Raw genomic sequence first — 4,720 nt, 5'->3', positions numbered from 1 at the left:
TCCATGCGCGAGGCGCTCGGTGGTGGCAGAGTTCGGGGCGCCTGCGGGACTTGCGCGGCTTACCCCGCGCCGGTGCACAGTGCTGTCACAGCGGCGACTGGTCCGGCCGGGCGGGCCGTCGCTGCCCAGGGGCTCGCCCGCTGGCCACGGGAAGAGGTGTCGGCGTCGCTCGGAACAAACCCGCACCACCCTCCGGGCACTTACCGGGTGCCGGATGAGGGCGTCCGGCGCCCGGTGCTGACCCATACCGCCGATATGCGCATGGGAGATAACCGTGAAGGCTGGATGAGACAAGGCCGCACGGGCCCATTCCTTCGTCGTCACACACGAGGAACCCGTGCGGCCGCCTCGACGTCACGCCCGACTTCTGCCCCATCCCAGTTGATCTTTGCCGGGCTGGGTCTCATAGCCACCGCATGGCTGCCTCGACGCTGTCGCCGATGCTGGTGTTGAACGCGATAGCGGCCCTCGGTGCATGCTGCCGGACCAGGTTCACGACCTGCTCGAAGAACGTCAGCAGAGGTTCAGGCTTGCGTATCCCACCCCCGATGACGACGACGTCCCAGTCTCGTTCGGACAGCGCCGCGACCACCATGGACTCGGCTGATTCGTCCGGCGCAATCAGCGTCACGGAAGCATCGACGGCATATTCGCCAAAACGGGCCAGTTCCTTGTCCAGGACCGCGCGCATGGCGTCCCCGTCCATACCAGGCACTGCGTGCGGGTCGAAACCAAGAATGAGAGCAGAAGACATGCTCTGCATGACGATCAGCTGCCCGTGCCGGTTCCCGTTGCATGAAGCTGCCATCTGGGTGGCGACATCACCTGAGACTCCAGGCCCTACCCACGTCGGCGACGAACCCGGGTTAGCCGGGAACTTCGCTCACAGCCTCGTTAGTCGGCGCTGTCGTCCCCTCGCGTCGCGGTAGGGCTGGGACGGGGTAACGCCCCCCGGCTCGGCGAGCCGCTACGTTCCGTGACAGGCGCGGGAGGGGCGGGCAGCGGCCCGGCCCCGGTGGTTCATGGTTCATGTCTTGGCGTGGGCCTGGATCCAGTCGCGCAGCGAGAAGTCGTTGGCGAGGGCTTCTATCAGGAATTCCGCGGCGCGGTCGGGACTGATGCCGACCCTGCGGGCCTGGACCGCGAGCCATGCGCTCAGCTGGTCGACGTGCGCGGCGCTCAGCGTCCAGGAGCCCGGCTCCATGGAGGCCGGGCTGTCGCCCGGTTCCCCGTCTCGGCTCGGGTGGACGCCACCGGTGACAACATCGACTGGCTCGTCCAGATCGACTCCACCGTCGGTCCGGGCCCACCAGCACGGAGCCGCGACCGGCCGAAAAGGGGGAGGCGCGGACAGGACGAACCGGACGATCACGCCCTCGGTCGATCCCGAGGAGGACTGACGACCAAAGTCCATCTCGCCTGCGACGGCAAGGGTCGTCCTCTTGCCATTCTCGTAACACCGGGCCGGCGTCACGACGGCATCTGTGCACGGACTCTGCTGGAGCGATTCGCATCCCGCGCACCGGCCTTGGCCCGTCACGCTGCAGGCCCGCGCATGTGATCGCAGACAAGGCATACAGCTCTGGCGGCTTCCTCGTCTACCTGCGGCGACGCGGGATCGCGCATAGGCTTCCCGAGATGACCGATCAGCAGCGGCACCGGCACCACCGCGGGAGCCGCGGCGGCCGGCCACCGGCGTTTGACCGGGAGATCTACCGTCGGCGCAACACCATCGAACGCTGCTTGTACGCCACGAGGCGCCTTGTTTGTTGTATCCCCGGCTCAGCCGGGAGGCATTGGAGGGATATTCCTGGGTCTGATGGCTCGCCTGGATCCGAGAGGGGCTCTTCGCAGTTGGGGGTGTAGTCGGGGGTGTTGGCGGGTAGGCGTGCGTCGAGGTCTTCCAGGATGGAAGTTCCTACACTGCCCATCCGAAAGGCCTCGACATGTTCCACGCTATCTTCGCCGCGCCCTGTCTGACCACGTTCTGCCGTCTCGATGAGCTCGGTCTGGAAGCCGTCGGGAAACGCCTTGAGCCGGATCAGGCGGTGATCGAATGCCGGCACCCAGCCGCTTTCACCGATTAGCGGCCAGCACTGCCGCGAGGCCCTCTTGCAGATCTTTGACGAAATACTCGGGAACCTCCAGCGACGGGAAATGGCCCCCGATTTGGGGCGCCCTCCATCGGACGATCTGTCGGTACCGCTCCTGTGCCCAGGGGCGCGGACACTTCTCGACGTCGCGGGGATACATAGTGAGTGCTGACGGGACGTCGACCCGAAGTTCGGGGTCCAGCGAGTTGTGGCTCTCGTAGTAAATGCGGGCCGCCGATGCGCCGGTCCGCGTCAGCCAATACAGGGTGACGTCGTCAAGAACGCGGTCTCTGGAAATCGTCTCGAACGGGCTGTCTTCGGTATCTGACCACTCGGCGAACTTGTCGAGGATCCAGGCAAGAAGCCCGACCGGTGAGTCGACGAGCGAGTAGCCGATGGTCTGTGGTCGAGTCGCCTGCTGCTTCGCGTACGCCGCGCGGTGGCGCCAGAAATCGCGGGTTTCCTCGGTCCATTTGCGCTCGGCCGCCGTCAGCCCGTCCGTTGTCAACCCGGGCGGTCCCTCCGCGAACGTTGTGTGGATGCCGAGAACGTGCGCTGGGAACCTGCCGCCGAGAACCGTGGTGATATTTCCTCCCCAGTCGCCGCCGTGGGCTGCGAACTTGCTGTAGCCGAGCCTTCCCATCAGTTCCACCCATGCGGCCGCGATCTTTTCGGTTCCCCATCCGGTGGTGGCCGGCTTGTCGCTGTAACCAAAGCCTGGTAGCGACGGGACCACGACGTGGAACGCCGGCGCGTCTGCATCTTTCGGATCTGCCAGCTCGTCTACTACATCGATGAACCGAGCAATGCTGTCTGGCCAGCCGTGCGTCAAGATCAGAGGAGTGGCATCTGCGCGCGCGGATCGGCGGTGCAGGAAGTGGATTCCCAGATCATCAATGGTCGTGCGGAACTGGCCGATCCGGTTAAGGCGCGCTTCGAACGACCGCCAGTTGTACCCGGTGCGCCAGTAGTTCACGACATCGACGAGGTCGGCGAGAGGGACGCCCTGTTCCCATCGGCGAGGGTCGGGCGCGGCGCGATAGACCGTCTCGGCCTCCGGTAGCCGCGCCGCGGCCAGTCGTGCGCGCAGATCGTCGAGGTCAGCGTCAGTTGCGTGGGCTTCAAATGCTTGCACGTCGTTGGTTGGACGGGGCATGACACCTCCTGGCCATCGCGGAACTGGCTAAGGTGGTTCTAGCATGTCTTCATGTCGGCGTGCAACCAGCTAAGGTGGTTCCATGCGTGCTGGGTTCCCTGACTTCCGCCTCGGTAGCGTGCTAGCGACCAGCTTCACGGCGACTCTGACGGAGCGTCATGGCGACGCTGTGGAGCGCATTCCCACGCCGCACCGACTGGTCGACTGGCTGGCGGTGAACGGCCTCGCCGTGGACTCCTGCACCACTGCCCAGCTCGACCTCGCTCGGGAACTGAGGGAGTCGATTCACGCCGCCGCGACAGCGGCCGCGATCCAGGACGCTCTCCCTGCGTCTGCTGTCCAAGTCATCAATACCTGCAGCGCTCAGGGTCGGGCCGCGGCTATCCTGACGCCCGAGGGCAATCGGCGATGGCGGCTCAGCTCGGCTTCATGCGTGGAAGATGCCCTCAGCGTGATCGCCGCCGACGCGATCAGCATCATCGCAGGCGAACGAGACGGAAAATTGGCCTTGTGCGCATCACCAACCTGCCAGGCCGCCTTCTTCGACACCAGCCAAAGTCGCACCCGCAAATGGTGTGACATGAACACGTGCGGGAATCGTCAGAAGAAAGCGCGCTTCAATGCCAAACAGCGAAAAAACCCCAGATCAGCGGAGTGATCGTTACCTCGGTACATCCAAGTGGGCCCACGCCTGCGACACATCTGTCGCGTTGGGCGCACCCCAACGGCACCACTGAGAGGGTGTCTCACGTGGCAAGTTTCGCGAGCTTCTTGTAGCAGATCAGGGCGGCGGCCATGGCCAGGCCTCGGCTCTGCCAGTCGTTGCTGACCAGGTTCGGGATCTTGAGACCACGAGCAGCCCATGGCAGGCTCATGCCGCATGATCGATGAATTCGCGAAAGACAACCTGCACGGGAGACTGCGGCGGGACCGCAAGGCGCTGCTCTGGAAACTCGACGGCTTGTCCGAATACGACGCCCGCCGACCGTTGACAGCGACCGGGACCAACCTCCTCGGCCTGGTCAAACACGTGGCCACCGTCGAGGCCAGGTACTTCGGCGAGGTCTTCGACCGCCCTTCCCCTGAACCGCTGCCCCGGTGGCAGGACCACTCCAACGGCAGCGATCTGTGGGCGACCGAGGACGAGACCCGCGATCAGATCATCGGGTTCTACCGGCGCACGTGGGAACACTCGGACGCGACGATCAACGAGCTTCCCCTCGACGCCCCCGGCCACGTGCCGTGGTGGCCGGAGCCTTATCCCAACACGAACCTGTTCGCCATCATGGTCCATGTCCTCGGCGAGTCCATCCGGCATGCCGGGCACGCCGATATCCTGCGCGAGGGCCTCGACGGCCGGACCGGGGTGCGCGCCGAAAACGAGAAGCAGATCGACGAGGAAGCCCGTGCAGCCTACTGCGCGAAGATCGAGCAGGCCGCCAGGTCGGCCGCACCAATCAAGGCTTAGAGG

General features: G+C 65.3%; 7 protein-coding genes. 3 read left to right on the top strand and 4 right to left on the bottom strand.

All coding sequences use genetic code 11. From position 1 onward, the window contains the following. Positions 1-403: 403 nt before the first annotated feature. Together GWI24_RS40560 and GWI24_RS40555 are read right to left on the bottom strand one after the other, a co-directional pair. Positions 404-754 (bottom strand): hypothetical protein, encoded by a 351-nt coding sequence (locus GWI24_RS40560; RefSeq protein WP_210951030.1) that lies wholly within the window; start codon positions 752-754, stop codon positions 404-406. Between the two features lie 273 nt (positions 755-1,027). After that, positions 1,028-1,204: a hypothetical protein gene (locus GWI24_RS40555; protein WP_210951029.1), complete on the bottom strand. Its 177-nt coding sequence runs from the start codon at positions 1,202-1,204 to the stop codon at positions 1,028-1,030. Between GWI24_RS40555 and GWI24_RS47050 the strand changes: the two genes are divergently transcribed. Continuing rightward, the gene (locus GWI24_RS47050) at positions 1,169-1,561 is read left to right on the top strand and encodes a transposase (protein ID WP_374103402.1); all 393 of its coding nucleotides are present in this window, start codon (positions 1,169-1,171) and stop codon (positions 1,559-1,561) included. The two genes, GWI24_RS40555 and GWI24_RS47050, sit on opposite strands and share 36 nt — an antisense overlap. Positions 1,562-2,076: 515 nt before the next feature. Here GWI24_RS47050 and GWI24_RS40545 read toward each other — a convergent pair. Next, the gene (locus GWI24_RS40545; RefSeq protein ID WP_210951027.1) at positions 2,077-3,249 is read right to left on the bottom strand and encodes an epoxide hydrolase family protein; all 1,173 of its coding nucleotides are present in this window, start codon (positions 3,247-3,249) and stop codon (positions 2,077-2,079) included. A gap of 82 nt (positions 3,250-3,331) precedes the next feature. Here GWI24_RS40545 and GWI24_RS40540 point away from each other — a divergent pair, with 82 nt between their 5' ends. After that, the gene (locus tag GWI24_RS40540; protein WP_210951026.1) at positions 3,332-3,907 is read left to right on the top strand and encodes an ABATE domain-containing protein; all 576 of its coding nucleotides are present in this window, start codon (positions 3,332-3,334) and stop codon (positions 3,905-3,907) included. A gap of 88 nt (positions 3,908-3,995) precedes the next feature. On the opposite strand, the gene GWI24_RS46440 is transcribed toward GWI24_RS40540, so the two are convergent. Further along, complete coding sequence (locus GWI24_RS46440) at positions 3,996-4,124, bottom strand: hypothetical protein (protein WP_281791559.1); 129 nt, start codon at positions 4,122-4,124, stop codon at positions 3,996-3,998. 5 nt (positions 4,125-4,129) lie between these two features. Here GWI24_RS46440 and GWI24_RS40535 point away from each other — a divergent pair, with 5 nt between their 5' ends. Continuing rightward, the gene (locus GWI24_RS40535) at positions 4,130-4,717 is read left to right on the top strand and encodes a DinB family protein (protein WP_210951025.1); all 588 of its coding nucleotides are present in this window, start codon (positions 4,130-4,132) and stop codon (positions 4,715-4,717) included. Positions 4,718-4,720: the final 3 nt, after the last annotated feature.

Source organism: Streptomyces sp. MK37H (assembly GCF_018035285.1).
Classification (GTDB): Bacteria; Actinomycetota; Actinomycetes; order Streptomycetales; family Streptomycetaceae; genus Streptomyces; species Streptomyces endocoffeicus.
This window is presented reverse-complemented; position numbering and strand designations above follow the sequence as displayed.